We start from the raw sequence: 18,020 nt of genomic DNA on the forward strand, positions 1-18,020 counted from the left end.
TCTTCTATTAGATTGTCAAATAAAGAAGGAATTGTTATGTGTAAAATATTTCAAAAGGTATGTCATTCTTCTTGACGCCCACTTCATTATCTTCCCATAATAAAACTAACGAATATAAAAAAGGAATGAATCAAAGATGCTAAATTTAGTACTTATGATGATTGAACGTGTCGGTCTTATTGTTATTTTAGGATTTTTACTCTCTCATATTAAAACATTCAGGCGCCTTCTTCATAGACAAGATGGATATGTAGATAAGTTTAAGCTTATCGGTATTTTTTCAGTGTTTACAATTGTAAGCAATTACACTGGAATTGAAATAGCAGGGAATACAATTATGAATGAAAATTGGCTACAAGGTGTTTCTTCATCGAGTACAATTGCGAATACACGTATTATGGGTGTTGGAATTAGTGGATTACTTGGCGGACCTATCGTTGGAATTGGAGTAGGATCGATTGCGGGTATTCATCGTTATATGCTTGGTGGAACGACAGCGCTAAGTTGTGCAATCTCGTCAATTTTAGCGGGAGTTATAACGGGATATATTGGATACATTTTTAAAAAATATAATCGTACAATTACGCCTAAATTTTCAGCGTTTTTAAGTGTGTTTATCGTTTCTTTAGAAATGATCATGATCCTATTAATTGTAGAGGATGGAATGAGTATTGTGAAAACAATTGCGATACCGATGATCCTTGTAAATAGTTTCGGGAGTTTTATTTTACTTTCTATGATACAAGCTATTTTGCGTCAGGAAGAAAACGCAAAAGCTCTGCAAACACATAAAGTATTACGAATTGCTGATAAGACATTGCCATATTTTCGCCAAGGATTAACAGAAGAGTCTTGTAAACATGTGGCACAAATTATTCACCGTTTTACGGGAACGGATGCGGTATCCTTAACAGATACAGAGAAAATATTAGCTCACGTTGGATTAGCATCAGATCATCATATTCCTTCACACAGTTTAATAACAGGTTTATCGAAAGAGGTTTTACATACAGGGAAAATAATGAAAGCGAAATCACGTGAGATTATTAATTGCCAACATGAAGGCTGCCCTCTGCAAGCAGCTATTGTTATTCCATTAACTTCACATGAAAATACGATAGGGACATTAAAACTGTATTTCAAGAACTCTAACCAGTTAAGTCGTGTTGAAGAGGAACTAGCAGAAGGATTAGCAAAAATATTTTCCACGCAGCTTGAATTAGGTGAAGCTGAGTTGCAAAGCAAATTATTACAAGATGCAGAGATAAAGGCATTACAAGCACAAATTAACCCGCACTTTTTATTTAATGCGATTAATACAGTATCAGCTTTATGCCGAACAGATGTAGAAAAAGCAAGGAAGTTATTATTACAGCTTAGCGTGTATTTTCGTTGTAATTTGCAAGGGGCACGTCAGTTATTAATTCCGCTAGAACAGGAATTAAACCATGTACATGCATATTTATCATTAGAACAAGCGCGCTTCCCAAATAAGTATGAGGTGAAGATGTACATTGAGGAAGAGTTAAAGACGACTTTAGTTCCACCATTTGTACTTCAGCTATTAGTTGAAAATGCATTGCGCCATGCTTTTCCGAAGAAACAACCAGTATGCGAAGTGGAAGTGCATGTTTTTGAAAAAGAGGGCATGGTTCACTTTGAAGTAAAAGACAATGGACAAGGAATTGAGGAAGAACGTTTAGAACAATTAGGAAAGATGGTAGTTCCGTCAAAGAAAGGGACTGGAACCGCTTTATATAATATTAATGAACGTCTAATCGGGTTATTTGGGAAAGAAACGATGCTTCATATCGAAAGTGAATTAAATGAGGGGACAGAGATTACTTTTGTTATTCCAAAAAAGGTAGGGGAGGAAGAGCGGATTGTTAAAGGTATTAGTAGTTGACGACGAAATGTTAGCACGTGACGAACTAAAGTATTTATTAGAGAGAACGAAAGAAGTTGAGATAATTGGTGAGGCGGATTGCGTAGAGGACGCATTAGAAGAGCTAATGAAAAACAAACCAGATATTGTTTTTTTAGACATTCAGTTATCGGATGATAACGGATTTGAAATCGCAAATATATTAAAGAAGATGAAAAATCCACCTGCAATTGTGTTTGCTACTGCCTATGATCAATATGCATTGCAAGCATTTGAAGTAGATGCGTTAGACTACATTTTAAAGCCATTTGATGAAGAACGTATTGTACAGACATTAAAGAAATATAAAAAGCAAAAACAAATAAAATTAGAAACGAAACAAGAAGTAAAGAGTGTAGATGTAACGACCGAGATGCATAAATTAGCATTACCAATTGAAGAATCGATTGTACTTGTGAATATTGAAGACATTATATACGTAGGACTTGTGGACGGAAAAGTGACAGTAAAAACGACGAGAGAAACATATGTAACTCATGATACACTTGTCATTTTGGAAAAGAAGTTGCCGCAAGCAAGTTTTATGCGTGTCCATCGCAGTTTTGTTGCAAATATTAATCATATTACAGAAATACAACCATGGTTCAATTCTACTTATAATTTAATTATGAAAGAAGGATCAAAAGTACCTGTTAGCCGTACATATGCAAAAGAACTCAAAAAGCTGCTTCGTATTTAAGAAGTAGCTTTTTGTATTTCATCTGCCTATTTTTGTAACTAATTTTGTATATTTGACGTTCTGTTGTGTAAACGCTTACAGTTTTGTTTGTATCTTATACAATAAAGGTACCAAATCGAAAGAGGTGGCCAAAATGAGTACGAAAAAAGTATATAGTTTCTTATCACAAGCATTCATATTTTCAGCTATTATGTTAGTTTCTAATATTATTGCAACACATTTACCAATTCCGATGCCCTCATCGGTAATCGGATTAGTCATTTTATTTAGCTTATTATGTTTAAAAGTTATTAAATTGGAGCAAGTTGAATCACTCGGAACAGCTTTAACAGGTATTATCGGATTCCTTTTCGTTCCATCAGGTATTTCAGTTATTAATTCTCTTGGTGTGATGGGACAATATTTTGTACAAATTTTAACTGTAATTGTTGTCGCAACAATTATTTTACTAGCTGTAACAGGGTTATTTGCACAATTCATTTTAGGAAAAGATGACAAAGAAACAAAAGATACGAAAGAATTGAAAGTAGTAAATAAAGGACGCAAGCACGGAAAAGTTGCGTAACCAATTTAGTATATATTGTTAGGAGGTAATGAACATGGCAAGCACAATGACTCCATACTTCGGAATCGTCGTTTCATTAATCGCATACGGAATCGGAACATTATTATTTAAGCATTCAAAAGGATTTTTCTTATTCACACCATTATTCGTAGCGATGGTATTAGGGATTGTCTTTCTAAAAGTAGGTAACTTTACTTTTGAAGAATATAATACTGGCGGCAAAATGATTAGCTTCTTCTTAGAACCAGCAACAATCGCCTTTGCTATTCCATTATATAAACAAGTTGATAAGTTGAAAAAATATTGGTGGCAAATTTTATCGGCTATCGTAGTTGGATCTATTTGTTCAGTAATTGTCGTGTTCATTGTTGCAAAAGCAATTGGTTTAGATACAGCAGTAATGAATTCAATGTTACCACAAGCAGCAACAACAGCAATTGCGTTACCAATCTCTGAAAGTATTGGTGGCATTCCAGCAATTACATCGTTTGCAGTTATTTTTAACGCAGTTATCGTATACGCATTAGGAGCATTATTCTTAAAAACATTTAGAGTGAAGCATCCGATTGCGAAAGGTCTGGCACTTGGAACAGCAGGTCACGCATTAGGAGTGGCAGTAGGAATTGAAATGGGTGAGGTAGAGGCAGCTATGGCAAGTATTGCTGTAACAGTAGTTGGGGTTGTAACCGTAGTTGTCATACCGATGTTTATGCCATTTATTGGATAGTAAAACTTACTTAAAAAATGAGAAAAGCAAGCTATTTGTAGGACAGATTTCTACTGATAGCTTGCTTTTTATGTTACAGTAGTGGTAAGACCTATTTAAACAAAATGTAAGTTTCCTTAAATCTTCATTAATACTGTGTAGAATACGTTTTGAATTAGGTCATTGTATTGTAAAATAAGAAGTAAGCTACTATAGACCTGCTAATGTAGGCGTATAATGAGCTTATAAAAATCTTAATATGAATGAATAATTAAAAGTAGAAAAGAGAGAAAAATCTACTTATTAACGTTTTACTTTATAGGACAGGAGAGAGTACTCGTCGATTATGCAAATAAAAAACCTGTTTCAAAGCAAAGGATTTCAGAGGTTACTCGTATTAGTAATACTTGCTCTCGTGTTATACGGGCTACAAAGTATGTTGAATTTAATATTAATTACGTTTATTCTCACGTATTTAATGGATCGATTCCAAAAGTTTATTTCCCGCAAATTAGACCACTTTATGCCCATTAATCGAAAGCTCATCATAGCATTTCTATATGTCATGTTAATTGGTGGAATTGCTATTACGCTATTTAAATATTTACCAGTATTAACGATACAAATTTCACAATTGATTTATCAATTTAACGTATTTTTAAGAAACCCACCAGATAGTGAATTAATTAAGTATGCAGTTAATGCTGTCAATCATATGGAACTTTCGAAGTATGTAGGACAAGGCGTTGACATTCTGTATAAATCGATTACGAATGTTGGGAAATTTGGCCTTCAAGTGTTACTTTCTTTAATTTTAAGTTTATTTTTCTTATTGGAAAAAGCTCGTATCGTTGCTTTTACTGCAAAATTTAAAGAAAGCCGACTTGCAATTTTCTATACTGAAATTGAGTACTTCGGTAAGAAATTTGCACGTTCATTCGGAAAAGTAATCGAAGCACAATTTTTAATCGCAGTTGTTAACTGTGTTTTATCCGTTATTGCACTATGGATATTAGGATTCCCACAATTACTAGGTTTAGCGTTAATGATTTTCTTACTTGGTTTAATTCCAGTAGCCGGGGTGATCATTTCGTTATTCCCACTTTGTATGATTGCTTACAATATCGGCGGTATTATGTACGTTGTTTATATTTTAATTATCGTAACAGTGATTCATGCGCTTGAAAGTTACGTATTAAATCCAAAGTTTATGTCGCAAAAAACAAATTTACCGATTTTCTATACGTTTATGGTATTAATTTTCTCAGAACACTTCTTAGGTGTATGGGGACTGATTATCGGTATTCCAATCTTCATCTTCTTATTAGATGTCTTAGATGTGACAAGTGATGAAATGGAGAAGGATGTTGGAACAAAATAAAGTGAAGTAAAGAAAAAGCATCGGTGTTCGATGCTTTTTCTTTTATAACATTATGTTTCTTATGCCATACTGTAAGGAGAATATAGAATAGGGGTGAAAGAATGGCTGTAAATGAAAAGGTAGAATTAGCTACATTTGCTGGAGGGTGCTTCTGGTGTATGGTTTCGCCATTTGAAGAGATGGAAGGGATTATAAAGGTTGTTTCTGGCTATACAGGTGGTCATAAAGAGAATCCAACGTATAAAGAAGTATGTTCGGAAACGACGGGACATTATGAGGTAGTACAAATTACATTTGACGCAAATAAAATGCCGTATGAAGAGTTATTAAATATATATTGGAGACAAATTGATCCGACTGATATAGGAGGACAATTCCACGACCGTGGACAGTCTTACGAAACGGTGATTTTCTATCATAATGAAGAACAACATAAGAAGGCAGAGGCTTCAAAAGAAGAGCTTGCAAAGAGTGGCCGCTTTTCAAAGCCAATTGCGACAAAAATATTGCCAGCTGCTACATTTTATCCAGCTGAAGAATATCATCAAGGATATCATAAGAAAAATACATTCCGCTATGAGTTATATCGTAAAGGTTCGGGACGAGATGTTTTTATCAAACAACATTGGCCGAAAGATAATGCTCATTTAAAAGAAAAACTAAATGAGATGCAATTTTATGTAACACAGGAAAATGGCACAGAACCACCATTTCGAAATGAGTATTGGAACCATCAACAGGAAGGTCTTTATGTAGACATCGTTTCAGGTGAACCGTTGTTTACTTCTATAGATAAATTTGATAGTGGATGTGGATGGCCTAGTTTTACAAAACCAGTTATGGCAGCAAGTTTGAAAGAAAAAATGGATGTGAGTCATAATATGACTCGTACAGAAGTGAGAAGTAAGGAAGGGGATTCACATCTTGGGCATGTATTTCCGGATGGTCCAGGACCAAATGGCCTTCGTTACTGTATTAATTCTGCAGCTCTTCGATTTATTCCAAAAGAGGAATTAGAAAAAGAAGGCTATGGTGATTTCCTAATCTTGTTTGGAAATAAAAAATAACCTCGCAGTTAGCGAGGTTATTTTTTTGTTATTTTGCTTTTTTCTTTTTAAATTTGCTTAATGCTTCATAAACGATTGGAACAATAAGAAGTGTTAATAACGTTGAACTTGTTAATCCACCGATTACTGTTACACCAAGTCCTTTAGAAATTAAGCCGCTACCTTCAAATCCTAATGCAAGCGGGATAAGGGCCCCGATTGTTGCGATTGCGGTCATTAAGATAGGACGCAGGCGTGTTGCACCAGCTTCTAATAAAGCTTCACGTGTTGATAGACCTTCATTTTCTTTATGAATAACGCGGTCGATAAGCACGATTGCGTTTGTTACAACGATACCGATTAACATAAGCGCACCAATCATTGCAGAGACACTTAACGTTTCGCCAGAGATTAGTAAGGCAACAAGAGCTCCGATAATTGTAAATGGTAGCGAGAATAAAATTGCGAATGGTGCAAGAGCACCGCCAAATGTAACGACAAGAACGAAGTATACAATGGCAATCGCAGCTAACATCGCTAAGCCAAGTTGCTTGAATGATTCTTCAATATCTTTTGAAACGCCGCCCATAGAAACATCCACGCCAGAAGGAAGATCCATTTTATCTACTTCTTTTTGGACTGCAGCAGATGCTTTTGAAACATCATCAGATGTTAGTTTTGCACTTACTTCCACATAAACACGGCCATCGCGGTGTTTCACTGTATTCGAAGTTTCTCCTTCTTTTACAGTCATCACATCTTTCACAGCCACTTCATTACCAAGTGGTGTTGTAATCTTTCGATTTGTTAAGTCGTCGATTGTTTCATAATTTTGTTTTTCAGCTTCTACATATACATTGACATCTTTACCGTCTTTTTTAATTGTTGTTAGAACAGGGCGATCATGTTGATTAGAAAGTCCCATTCCAATTTGTGCAGCCGTTAGACCCATCTTACTTAGTTTTTCTTGATCTGCAACTAAAGTGTACTCTGCATACGTTTTTGCAATACTAGAGTCTACATCCTTTAAGTCTTTATTTTTCTTCATGATATTTTGAATATCTTTTACGACAGGCTTAATGTCTTCCGAGCTATCTCCGTAAACGTATAGTTTAATTTCGTTACTACCGCCACTCGCTCCGAAATCTTGGTTTTTCCATTCGCCTTTTCCAGACATCTTTTGTAAATCTTTTACGACTTGTTCTTTCTCTTTTTCGAAGTCTTTCGTGTCGTTATCATATTGCACGAAGAACATTGCTTGGTTTGATTGACCAGGACTCATTGGGTTTTCGCCACCTAATGAGAATTGAATTGTTTTGACATTTTTATTATCTTGGAAGTGCTTTTCAGCCTTCGTTGCAATTTTTTCAACGTCTTCTAACGTTTGACCTGGTTCAGGGTTGTACGTTGTAATAATCATTTTTTCTTCTTCAGATGGTAAGAAACTTACACCGATAATTGGTACAAGTGCAAGACTACCTACTAATAGAAGGACAGCGACACTGGATGTAATGATTTTATGATTTAAAGCCCATGCAAGTATGCGTTTATAAATGTTTGCTAATTTACTTGGTTTTTCTTCATGATGTACTTCTTTTTCCCTCATGCTTTCTCTCTTAAATAAGGAATGAGCTAGCATTGGTACAATTGTAACCGCTACTAGTAACGATGCTAATAAAGCAAAGACGATAGTTAAGGCGAATGGTAAGAACATTTCACCAATCATACCTTTTACTAGTCCAAGAGGTAAGAATACAGCAATTGTTACAATGGTAGAAGACATAATTGGGATAAACATTTCTTTCGTCGCTTCACGAATTAAATCTTTCCCGCGCAGTTTCTCTTCTGATAACGACATACGTCGGTAAATATTTTCAATAACAACAATGGAGTCATCGACGACGCGTCCAATAGCGACTGTCATTGCTCCGAGTGTCATAATGTTAAGCGTAATATCCATTTGTTTTATGACTAGTACAGCAATTAATAAAGAAAGAGGTATAGAAACGACAGAGATTAATGTTGTTCGGATATTTCGTAGGAACAGCATAATAATAACAATCGCAAAGATAGCACCAAAAATTGCTTTGCTCAGCATTGTTTCGACTGATTTCTCAATAGGTGCACCTTGGTCGAATGTTGAAATGATCTCTAAGTCTTTATATTTTTTCTCAAGGTCTTTTACTTTATCCTTCACTGCATTTACAACATCAACTGTATTCGCATCAGCAGCTTTCACAATTTGAATTCCAATTGCTTCTTTTCCATTTGTTCGAGAAATAGATTCTGCTTTTCCGACTTCTTTAATGTCAGCAATTTCTTCTAATGTAACTGTCGGAATCCCGTTCATAGCAGCTGGATTCATTTGTGGTGTTTGTGCACCAGCTCCAGCATTTTGACTACCTTGACCGCTCGGTGATGAAGGAATAGCTGGGATTTTTAGTTCTTTTAATGCTTTCATTGTTGTAATATTTCCATCTACAACAACTGATTTTTCCGTGTCTTTAAATGTATATAAGCCAAGTGGTAAAGATACGTCCGATCCTTTAATTACATTTTTTACAGTATCTTCACTTAAACCTAATTCTTTCATCTTATCTTTCTTGAAGACAAGTTGTACTTCATCTACTTGTTGACCTGAAATTTGGACAGATGCGACCCCATCAAGTCCTTTTAATCCTGGAACAACATTTTTTTCTACATTTTCAGTTAAGGCAGCTAAAGATTCATTTTTACTTGCTACGCTTAACGAAATAACTGGGAAGGCATTGAAGTTTACACGTGAAACTTTTGGATCCTTTACGCCTTCAGGCAGTTTCACATTTGCGAGAGCTTCTTTAATTTCTGTTTCAGCCTTTTCCATATTTTTATCAAAATCATATTCTACCTGAATAGAAGATGCGTTTTGAAAAGAGGATGAACTAACAACGTTTACACCACTTAAATTTTGCAGTTGCTCCTCCATCGGTTTGGAAACTTTGTCAGCTACTTCTTCTGGTGTAGCACCAGGGTAAACCGTAGTTACTGTTACAACCGGTGTTGTAATATCAGGAATTGTTTCCAGCTTCATATTCAGCCCAGAATAAATACCTGCAATGGTAACAATAATGGTTAGTAGCCAAACTGCGAACTTATTTTTTAATGAGAAATTAATGATTTTGTTCATGTTTGCGCTCCCTTTTTATCATATTGACCAACTGGTCAGTCTAATACATAATATAACTGACTGATTGGTCAGTCGTCAATGAAAAGGGATGGTATAATAAAGTGGAACTTTAATCAGTGGGGGTTTTGTTCATCACCCACTGATTATTAGCCTTCACCAATCGGGCTTTTACGGGCAGTTAAGTTATCTCCCACCTATCTTTCTTGCATTTGCTGAATTTTGAGGTGGGAGTCTTACTGCCTAGCGAATAGTGGGATAAATTCATAATAAGATGCGAGATTGAATTTAGGAGAGACGATATGAAAGAAAAAGAGCGCTTAATTATAGAGATGGCTATGAAGTTATTTGCGACTAAGGGTGTAAATGCGACATCAGTGCAGGAAATTGTGACAGCATGTGGCATATCTAAGGGAGCTTTCTATTTATATTTTAAATCGAAAGATGAGCTTTTATTAGCAACACTTCGATATTACTATGACAAGATTCAAAATAAAATGATGGATATTGATAAAGAATCATTATTACCACGTGAAAAATTTGCAAAACAATTGTATTGCCAGTTTAACGATATACAAAAGCATAAGGAATTTATTATTATGCATGCGAGAGAAAATGCTATTCCTTTTAATAAAGAAGTGGAAGAGTTTATGATGCGGATGAAGTTAGAGTCTCACGCATTTTATAGGAATAGTTTACTGTCTATTTATGGTGATAAGGTTATGCCATATTTATTAGATTTAGTAATTATGGTAGAAGGCATATGCCGTGGATATTTAGAATTGATCATTTTACAAGCTCCAGAAATTGACTTATCTTATGTCTCTGCTTTTATTTTGAAAAGAGTGGACGATTTAGTAGACGGATTGGTAAAATCTTCGGAAGAACCCGTGTTACATGAAGAAAAGCTTGGAGAATTTCTTTGCAAATCAGAGCTTATTAAGGAGCAGGTTAAGGAACATTTTTTAAAAGAAATTATTGTGTTTAAGCGTACATTAGCTGATCAATTAGAAGATGAGGAATTGCTTGTTACATTAGATGTTTTGGAGGCAGAAATGAGATTGCAAAATCCAAGGATCCCGGTCATTCAAGGGATGCTATCTAATTTAGATATATATCCAAATTTAAAAGAATTTCGTTTGAGGCTTATGGGGTATTACAATATAAAAAGGTAACAATGATAGCTTTCATTGTTACCTTTTTTATTATGCATTCACTTTTTCTTTTGTTTGTGTAGTCTCTTCTTGCTCAATATTGATTGTCTCTTTTACGATATAAATTGGACGGTTTTTACTCTCGTCATAAATACGAGCAATATATTGGCCAACGATGCCAAGACCAAGTAACTGAATACCGCTAAAGAATGTAATAGCAACCATAATAGATGCCCAACCTGTTTGCGTACCAGTGCCAATGATTTTTACAGTAATTGTATATAGTAAGACAATTATTGAAACGAGAACTGATAATAATCCTAAAGTCATAACGATACGTAACGGTTTTGTTGAAAATGCAATAATGCCATCTGATGCAAATTTAATCATTTTCTTTAATGGATATTTTGTTTCACCAGCAAAGCGCTCATCACGTTCATATTCAACATACGTTTGGCGGAAGCCAACCCAAGACATCATACCACGGATGAAGCGATTTCGCTCAGTCATTTGATTGAAAACATCAGCTACTTTGCGATCGATGATTCGGAAATCACCAGTATCTTTTGGGATATCGATATCAGACATGTAGTTTAAGAATTTATAGAAATATTTAGCTGTTAAAAGTTTAAACCAAGTTTCACCTTTACGTTGTTTACGTTTTGCATAAACAACCTCATATCCTTCTTCCCATTTTGCAATAAGTTCAGGAATAACTTCAGGTGGATCTTGTAAGTCTGCATCTATAATTACAATAGCGTCACCTTTTGCAGCAGCAATACCAGCTGTAACTGCTACTTGGTGTCCAAAGTTACGTGCGAAATTAACGATTTTTGTACGGTAATCATTTGCTGCAATCTCAGATAAGATTTCCATTGTACGGTCTGTACTACCGTCGTTCACAAAGACAAATTCGTAATTAATATCATTTTGAAGCATAACGGACTTTAAACGGTTATAACATTCCTGTGCTACTTCTTCCTCGAAGTACATAGGAACTACAACCGAAATTAATTTTTGCATGTTGTATCCTCCGTAGTTTTAATAAGTTGTTCAAGTTTAATTAGTAGTCTTTTCAGTTTGGTTGAATGTCCAAATTTTATTAAGGACAAAATTTATAACCATTCCGACACCAATTGCGAAGATTTGTGCAATTAATGCATTAAAGGTAAGTTTATCTACTAATATAAATAAACATAATGTATTAAAAGCCAATACAATTAAATTTACAGTTAGAAATTTAAAGAACATTGACGTACTTTTATTATTAGGTTTAAACACCCAATTTTTGTTCCAATAGTAGCTATTGGCAACACCAATTAAATAGGCAATTGTATTCGCAATAAGGTAGTTCATCCCGAATTTTAATAATATCCAAAAGCTAATAATTGTAATGAGCGTATTAAAGATTCCTACTAAACCAAACTTTAAGAGTTTCTCCATAATAGTATCCTCATCTTTATAAAATATATAAACAAAATAGGAAATGTAGAAAGGTTATTCATACATAACAACTATCAATTATAGCATAGTTTATGCTAAGATGTTATATGTTTTGAGTGGATATCATTTTAGGATATAGAATAAATCTGTCAATAATAAAAAAGGTTACTTTAAATTGGTATAATGGGCAATATGAAAGCAAACATGGAAATCATGGTAATATTAATGTATAGTAGCTGGGAGTGTATTTTTTTTAGGAAATATAATGTTTTCCCGTATAAAGATTTTAAGGAGTGAGTTTTTTGGAACGTTTTTCTGGATTGTTTTCAACCTTTTCTACACGTGCCATATACGGCATTTATAGCTTTTTCGTTGCGATATTAATTTTTGATTATTTTTCGGATACTCAAAAATACAATTATGTAATGATAGTAGTTGGATTCTTACTTTTATGTACAATTGGAAACTTTATACTTAGTAGCGGATCGCTATATCTTGAAAGATTAAATGAAAAAATGTGCTTTTTTGCACTGTTAATTATTTGTCTAGCAGTGAAAACAGCGTGGATTCTTACATATAAGATTGATCCAATTGGTGATTATGAAGCCTTTTTTAATACAGCAAAAGCATTAGGTGACAACTTTGTTATTCATGATAGATATGTTGCATTATTTCCACATATTTTTGGTTATGCTTCATTCTTAAGTATCTTCCTAAAAATATTTGGGGCAAACTTTATGATTCCACCAATTATTAATGTTGTTTTAACTACAATTTCGATGGGATTAATATATTTTATAGCTAGAAGAATTGGTGGAGTGAGAACAGCGATAACAGCAAGTGTTTTATGGATTCTCTTGCCATCACAAACGATGTATAACATGTTTGCACTTTCAGAACCGTTGTATTGTACAATACTATTATTAGCCTGGGCAATTATGATAATTGTTTATGATAAACTTGAAAATATAACGATTGCAAAGGTTCTGATGTATTCAATTCTATTAGCTGCATTACTTGTATTAATAAATATGGCAAGACCAATTGCAGCAGTGCCAATTATAGCCTTAGCGATATGGATGTTTATCATAGATACAAAGCATATCGGAAATAAAAAGCTACTTATTAATAAGGTGGCATATGTAGGGGTTATCATTATTGGATATTTAATGATGTCTTCGGCGGTAAATCATTATGTAACATTACGTTTAGGTGAAGAGATAGCAACAGTGCCGGGATACAATATTCATGTAGGATTTAATAAGGGAGCCTCAGGAACATGGAATCCAGGAGATTCAGCATTACTATATCATTATAGTGGTCAACCAGGATGGAGTGCTCAGGACGTTCAAAAGCAAATGCTTGAAGAAGCGAAAAAGAGAATCAAAAATGATGATATAGATTTCGGGAAACTAATGTATGATAAATTTATTATCTTTTTAGGGAATGATGATCAAGCTGTTAAATATGCAGATCCAATTATGGACCATAAAGTACGCTATACTATAATTTCTAATGTTTTCTATTACTTTTTACTAGTTACTTCACTGTTCGGAGCGTTAGTAGCTATAAAAAATAAAAATAAATCTTCACTTTTAATTATTTGTTTATATGTGATTGGGCTAACAATGGCACAAATGATAGTAGAAGTAGCACCGAGATATCATTATTCGGCTACAATACCTATGATCTTTTTAGCTGCTTTTGGTATTAGTCACATTTACAATAAAAAAAGAGTATAAATAAAAAGGCATGAGCTCAGTATTGCACTGAGCTCATGCCTTTTTTATTTGGCCTTTCTTTTAGACACGAGACGATAAACTACATATAGTCCAGCACTTTGAATGATTGTAAAGCTAGGGATGATAAAGTATCGATATCTTGTTTGATATTCAATTAAGAAGTGAATCGTTATATAACCAATTATTAATAATAAAAATAGTGTGTAATGTGTGTTATTTTGCTTAGTTAATAAGAGATAAAAAGTTGCTAACGTACCAAATAACATGGTTGTAATATATATATATTTATCGTATATCTTAAGGTCTTCTTGTAAGGTAATCATATCATTCTCTGTGTTACTTAGTGTTGCCAGACTCCATACTGGAGCGGAATCATAATCTGCCCACATAATTGTGAATTTATCACCAAATAAAGATAAAACCTTTTGTGGATCAGCTAGTCGTTCTTGAATTAATTTCTTCTCAACGGCTTCTCGTTCTTTTCCAAGTTTAAAGGACATAACATAGTCTACATCTGCTGAAGAATATCCACCTCTTGTTTCGTGATTAAGTCCTACTGTGAATTTCCAGAGAGGATCCCTGTTAGATAGCGGATATTGGGTAATTCCGGCAGATATAAATGAAGAACTTATAATGTAATGAACAAGGTAAAAAATGATGAAAATCCCAGACAATTTTTTTATAGAAGTTAAAATATCCTGTTTTGATTTTCCTAATATACCTTGTAAAAAGACATAAAGGGCTACTGCAATCAAAACTAAAGCGCCAAGTGGACGCATAATATCTCCTAAAGCTAGGCAGATCCCTATAAAAATCCACATATATTTATGGGTTAGGCCTTTTGTAATTAATAAATAAAACCCAAGATAAAATAGAAATGTGGCAATGTGTTGATTCGTTAGTAATGAGCTTAATACAATGCTTGGGATATATAATGCATATAGCAATCCAGCCATTCTTCCAGACCACTCATTAAAAACATATGAAGTTATTTTGTAAATTAGCCATGTTGTTCCTGTGCAATACATTATATTTAAAAGTTTTAGAAGGAAAGGGCCTTCACCGAATAACTTAATAATGAGTGCTTGGTACATTGTAAATCCAAGTTGATAAACCCATGAAGTATAATAGTCATCTTGTGCAAAACTAAAATCGCCTTTAGTGGCTTGAATAGCACTATTGTACATCACTGAAAAATCTGATTCGATAGGAGTAGGAACGTTGAGAACCCAAATTAATCGAACAGAAAAAGCTAAAATAATAAGTGAAACGGTAAATGTAAATGTAGACATATACGTATTAAAAATATACCCAATAAGTAAAAATAGAAGACCTATTATAATAATAATTGGGATTATAATAAAGGACTGTGTGTCGGTTTTTTCTTGGATTACCACTATCGATTGCCACGTTATAGCAGCAGAAATAATTAGACATAGTACTAATAAGCACTTTACAAAAAATGTATTAAGTTTTAGGGGGATTGTGCGTTGCATCACTAAAAACTCCTTATCAAATTGCATGGTTATTTTAAAACGAAATCCCTTTACACATTAAATATTAGTGTAAAGGGATGTTGTTAGGGGATTAAGAATTTTCTTGGGCCCATTTTTCTACATCCCAAGTTTTTGTTATCCAATCTTCATAAAAGTCTGGTTCGTGGCATACAAGAAGAATTGTCCCTTTGTATGCTTTCATCGCTTTCTTCAACTCTTCTTTTGCTGTAACATCAAGGTGGTTTGTTGGCTCATCAAAGAGTAGCCAGTTACTTTCTTCACCCATTAGTTTACATAAACGAACTTTTGCTTGTTCGCCACCGCTTAATTGATTCAGTGGACGAGAGATATGTTCGTTTTTTAAACCGCATTTTGCTAACATTGCACGTACTTGATGTTGGTCTAAGCTAGGGAATGTATTCCAAACATCATCAATTGGTGTTATATTATCAGCTTTTACTTCTTGCTCGAAGTATGATGGGTTTAAGAAGTCACCAAGACTTGTTTTTCCGCTTAATGGTTTAATTTTACCTAAAATCGTTTTTAATAGCGTTGATTTACCGACACCATTACATCCAACAATTGCAATTTTTTCACCACGTTCAATTGTCATTGTTAATTTCGGTAATAACGGATGTGTATATCCGATCTCTACATTTTCCCCTTCGAAGACAAAGCGACTACTTGCACGGCTTTCTTTAAAGGAGAACTCAGGCTTAATAGCTGTTTCAGGACGATCGATACGCTCCATGCGATCAAGTTGTTTTTGACGGCTCTTTGCACGGCCTGTCGTTGAGTAACGGGCTTTATTTTTTGCAATAAAATCTTCTTGCTTTTTAATAAACTCACGTTGCTTTTCATAAGCGTTAATATGTTGGTTTTTATTGATTTCTGCCAGCTCTAGGAATTTCTCATATGTTGCTGTATAACGCGTCATTTTTGTGAATTCTAGATGGAAAATAACATCGACACATTTATTCATAAATTCCGTATCATGGGAAATTAATAGGAATGCATGTGGATATTCTTTTAAATAATTTGTTAACCAATGAATATGTTCAACGTCTAAATAGTTGGTAGGCTCATCTAATAGTAATACTTCTGGTTGCTCAAGTAGTAACTTTGCAAGTAATACTTTTGTACGTTGTCCACCACTTAATGCCGCAACATCACGATCTAGACCAATTGCATCAATTCCAAGGCCGCGTGCTGCTTCTTCAATTTTAATATCTAATAAATAGAACCCACCTGCTTCAAGGGCATCTTGAATTTCTGCCATTTGTTCAAGAAGTTCCTCTAATTCTTCCGGTGTAGCGGTTCCCATTTTTTCTGCAACTTCATTTAAAGCTTTTTCTTTTTCAAATAAAGGTAAAAACGCATCTGCTAATACGTCACGAATCGTGCGACCAGGTGTTAAAATGGTATGTTGGTCTAAGTAACCATAATTTGTACCAGGTGTCCATTCTACACGGCCTTCGTCATGGATAAGCTGACCAGTAATTATATTCATAAATGTTGATTTACCAACACCGTTTGCTCCAACTAATCCAACATGTTCTCCTGCGAGTAAGCGCATGGATACATCTCTAAATAATGTACGATCACCAAATGTATGGCCTAATTTTTCAACAGTTAATAAGCTCATAATATCCTCCGTTCGTTTCTAAATAGTGTCTTGAATCATGATACTAAATTCTTGGATATAATGCTATCATTTCAAAAATATATAATGTAATTGATCAGCAGGGGGGATGCGATTATAAAAGAATGATGGGTTACTTTGTAAGAAATAAGCGATGCAGGAGAAATAAAAAACAAGGTGTAACTATTTAATAAAAGTAGTTACACCTTGCTTTTTATTTTAAATATCCACGAACAATTCCGCGTAAGCGATTTGCGTGGAATTTGCGCTTATCATTAGAAATATTTTGTGTCATACGGAATGTTGCCGCAGCGACAGCACGTAAGAAATAAGGGAATCCATAGTGTAAGCGAATAACTCTACCAAAACCACCAGCATAAGAAACGGCACGTTTTAATGATTGCTCATTAATAATTTCTTCTTTTACAGGATGGTATACGAACAGATCTTTTCTAAATAAACCAGTATAATTTTGTTTCATACCACGTAGTACAAAGTCAGTTTCTTCACCAGCTCCATAAATCGTGCCAGAACCAACACCTAAATCTTCATCAAATGTACCTACATCTTGTACAAATTGTTTTGTGAAGAATAGTGTGAAAGAAGGTCCCATGAATCCATATTTATTATTTAAAATAATGTCTGAATTCGGTGCGTGTATTAAAGAACCTGTGCCTTCCACATTTGTAGTGTTTGTTGAGATGAAATGAACATCTTTATTAGAGTTGAAAGTTTCTAATATACTCTCTAAAACATTTGTTTCATAAATACAATCATCATCTGGAAAAGCGATGAAATCACCATCTGCTACTTTTAAGCCTGCATTTCGAGCTCTCGATAGTCCTTTAATAGGTGTATAAATGTAATGAATAGAAAATTTTTCTTTATATTCATCAAATAAATCAGAGATTGGCGTATCATTTTGATCTACTACGATAAGTTCAAAGTTTTTGTAAGTTTGTTGTTCAAGTGATTTTAGTAAGTCAAGAATATCATCACGTCTGCCACAAGTAGCCATGATTAAAGAAAATTTCAAGTTTAACAGCTCCTTTTAGAGA

General features: G+C 34.2%; 14 protein-coding genes. 8 read left to right on the forward strand and 6 right to left on the reverse strand.

Annotated features, from left to right (window positions below; all coding sequences use genetic code 11):
* The first annotated feature begins 136 nt into the window (after window positions 1–136).
* The 6 genes from lytS to msrB all read left to right on the forward strand — a co-directional run bounded on the left by lytS (window position 137) and on the right by msrB (window position 6,343).
* Window positions 137–1,906, forward strand: a complete 1,770-nt coding sequence (lytS, locus tag ACUN28_RS01875; protein WP_016085371.1) for a two-component system sensor histidine kinase LytS — start codon at window positions 137–139, stop codon at window positions 1,904–1,906.
* The gene (locus tag ACUN28_RS01880) at window positions 1,884–2,624 is read left to right on the forward strand and encodes a LytR/AlgR family response regulator transcription factor (protein WP_016085372.1); all 741 of its coding nucleotides are present in this window, start codon (window positions 1,884–1,886) and stop codon (window positions 2,622–2,624) included. Before lytS ends, ACUN28_RS01880 begins: the two co-directional genes overlap by 23 nt.
* 133 nt (window positions 2,625–2,757) lie before the next feature.
* Window positions 2,758–3,189, forward strand: a complete 432-nt coding sequence (lrgA, locus tag ACUN28_RS01885; RefSeq protein ID WP_016085373.1) for an antiholin-like murein hydrolase modulator LrgA — start codon at window positions 2,758–2,760, stop codon at window positions 3,187–3,189.
* 34 nt (window positions 3,190–3,223) lie between these two features.
* On the forward strand, window positions 3,224–3,916 hold the full coding sequence (lrgB, locus tag ACUN28_RS01890; protein ID WP_000168869.1) for an antiholin-like protein LrgB: 693 nt from the start codon (window positions 3,224–3,226) through the stop codon (window positions 3,914–3,916).
* 325 nt (window positions 3,917–4,241) lie between these two features.
* The gene (locus ACUN28_RS01895) at window positions 4,242–5,276 is read left to right on the forward strand and encodes an AI-2E family transporter (protein ID WP_016085374.1); all 1,035 of its coding nucleotides are present in this window, start codon (window positions 4,242–4,244) and stop codon (window positions 5,274–5,276) included.
* Window positions 5,277–5,377: 101 nt separating this feature from the next.
* Window positions 5,378–6,343 (forward strand): peptide-methionine (R)-S-oxide reductase MsrB, encoded by a 966-nt coding sequence (gene msrB, locus ACUN28_RS01900; RefSeq protein ID WP_016085375.1) that lies wholly within the window; start codon window positions 5,378–5,380, stop codon window positions 6,341–6,343.
* Between the two features lie 28 nt (window positions 6,344–6,371).
* Here msrB and ACUN28_RS01905 read toward each other — a convergent pair whose 3' ends face one another.
* On the reverse strand, window positions 6,372–9,488 hold the full coding sequence (locus ACUN28_RS01905; protein WP_016085376.1) for an efflux RND transporter permease subunit: 3,117 nt from the start codon (window positions 9,486–9,488) through the stop codon (window positions 6,372–6,374).
* Window positions 9,489–9,787: 299 nt separating this feature from the next.
* Here ACUN28_RS01905 and ACUN28_RS01910 point away from each other — a divergent pair, with 299 nt between their 5' ends.
* Window positions 9,788–10,660, forward strand: coding sequence for a TetR/AcrR family transcriptional regulator (locus ACUN28_RS01910; protein WP_016085377.1), 873 nt, complete (start codon window positions 9,788–9,790; stop codon window positions 10,658–10,660).
* A gap of 30 nt (window positions 10,661–10,690) precedes the next feature.
* On the opposite strand, the gene ACUN28_RS01915 is transcribed toward ACUN28_RS01910, so the two are convergent.
* Window positions 10,691–11,662, reverse strand: a complete 972-nt coding sequence (locus ACUN28_RS01915) for a glycosyltransferase family 2 protein (protein WP_016085378.1) — start codon at window positions 11,660–11,662, stop codon at window positions 10,691–10,693.
* Window positions 11,663–11,698: 36 nt separating this feature from the next.
* Complete coding sequence (locus ACUN28_RS01920; protein WP_016085379.1) at window positions 11,699–12,082, reverse strand: GtrA family protein; 384 nt, start codon at window positions 12,080–12,082, stop codon at window positions 11,699–11,701.
* A gap of 302 nt (window positions 12,083–12,384) precedes the next feature.
* On the opposite strand from ACUN28_RS01920, the gene ACUN28_RS01925 reads away from it, so the two are divergent.
* The gene (locus tag ACUN28_RS01925) at window positions 12,385–13,824 is read left to right on the forward strand and encodes a glycosyltransferase family 39 protein (RefSeq protein ID WP_016085380.1); all 1,440 of its coding nucleotides are present in this window, start codon (window positions 12,385–12,387) and stop codon (window positions 13,822–13,824) included.
* 44 nt (window positions 13,825–13,868) lie between these two features.
* Here ACUN28_RS01925 and ACUN28_RS01930 read toward each other — a convergent pair whose 3' ends face one another.
* From ACUN28_RS01930 to ACUN28_RS01940, 3 genes are all read right to left on the reverse strand, one after another.
* Window positions 13,869–15,320, reverse strand: coding sequence for an ArnT family glycosyltransferase (locus tag ACUN28_RS01930; protein ID WP_016085381.1), 1,452 nt, complete (start codon window positions 15,318–15,320; stop codon window positions 13,869–13,871).
* Between the two features lie 91 nt (window positions 15,321–15,411).
* The gene (locus tag ACUN28_RS01935) at window positions 15,412–16,965 is read right to left on the reverse strand and encodes an ABC-F family ATP-binding cassette domain-containing protein (RefSeq protein ID WP_016085382.1); all 1,554 of its coding nucleotides are present in this window, start codon (window positions 16,963–16,965) and stop codon (window positions 15,412–15,414) included.
* Between the two features lie 211 nt (window positions 16,966–17,176).
* Window positions 17,177–17,998, reverse strand: a complete 822-nt coding sequence (locus ACUN28_RS01940) for a glycosyltransferase family 2 protein (protein ID WP_016085383.1) — start codon at window positions 17,996–17,998, stop codon at window positions 17,177–17,179.
* Window positions 17,999–18,020 lie beyond the last annotated feature (22 nt).

This window comes from Bacillus sp. WC2507 (genome assembly GCF_052656125.1).